This window comes from Shewanella sp. SG41-4 (assembly GCF_014164505.1).
Lineage (GTDB): Bacteria > Pseudomonadota > Gammaproteobacteria > Enterobacterales > Shewanellaceae > Shewanella.
The window spans coordinates 1-1,412 of record NZ_JACJFI010000589.1 but is presented as its reverse complement, the minus strand read 5'-3'; the positions used below and the strand labels follow the sequence as shown (position 1 = coordinate 1,412).

General features: G+C 36.8%; 1 protein-coding gene. It reads right to left on the bottom strand.

The genetic code is table 11. The features are described 5' to 3' along the window. On the bottom strand, positions 1 to 154 hold a 154-nt coding region (locus tag H5202_RS22455), incomplete at its 3' end, for a helix-turn-helix domain-containing protein (RefSeq protein ID WP_182773976.1). Positions 155 to 1,412: the final 1,258 nt, after the last annotated feature.

Below are 1,412 nucleotides of genomic sequence, written 5' to 3'. Positions count from 1 at the left end.
CCCAAGTATTTACACTGGTTCTACTGACCTTCAGCATGTTGGCTATAGCAGTACGAGAATGACCTTCGGTAAAATGAAGTAAGGCGAGATAACGCATACGTTTACGTGCGCTTTTCTCAGATTTAACTAATGCTGCAAGATTGAGATTATTCATCGATACTGAAGTAAGGAAATGACGACCAATTAGATCACATATTTAATGTAAATGGTATTAGTTGACCACATCGTCTATTAAGCCACAATATCCATAATGTATTATTGATGCGGTTAACTAAACCTGTATACATTACTATTCTTACATGACGGCAGCTTTTTGAGCCGTATATTAGTAACTATGACCATGTTTTACTTTAATAGGTAATTCAGTTCATCCTGCTTCGCTTAATTAAAAATGGCAGTATCCATTCTTAAGCGTACATTCTGTTTTCAATTTAAAACCTTCCATCACAGCATTGCCCCTGCTGTAACTTCTTCTGCTCATGTTTTGATTTATTTCTACTTCCGCAATATTTATAGATACTGACGGCGACTTTAATGACAACTTTTGTATCAATGAAACACAATCTTTTTGGGCTGCCCTCAACTTTGAGATGCCTTTCTTAATGTTGCACAAGTCAAATTCTTATCAAGATATTCACAACAAACTCAAGCAACAAATTTTCCTTATGCATAAATCCATCACCACGGGTTATTCCCGTCATTGGGTTCCTGACCAAACATCACCAACGTTAACCAGGTTCATAATGCCAATGTATAATTGTCGTTTCACAAATTAGGCTGGATTGCAGACTCATCATTGGGTAGCTTAGAACGATGATGTCTCGTTTGAGCATTACTGAGTCGGTAATCCTCTATTAATGTTTAAAATCCCTTCTTAAGTATCAAATCACAACGTGAATATTATCAGTCGAGAATGCTGTTTAACCTTCATTCACCTATATCGTAATATGCGGTCAGTAGATTCTAGGGCCTCTCGGACAGTTAATTGATTTGATATACCCACAATCTAGGTTTAATCTTTGTAGATTGGTAACACTCCTGCCTCTCTGTACTACTCACTATCTGGATTATTTCATTGGCCACACTTGATGCATCTATTTTTGGGAGTGTTATAGAACAAATTCAAAACTCATAACCTAAAGCATTAATGTATTTTTCCATATGAGCATTGGTAAAGTATGAATGAAAGGATTCATGATTGTGGGTAAGTCTGTGGGTAAGATGTGCTTAAGGTGGTGTTAAGTTCAGTATAAAAATTAATTGATAAATATGATAAAAAAGGGGTTGCGCTAAATCGTGTGGTGCCTATGATGCGCATTCACTGACACGGCAGACAGCGCAAGCGGTTACTGAGTCAGGTTGAATTAAGTGCTTCAAAACACAGAGTTCAAGGCGAAAAGAAAGTTTGAAAA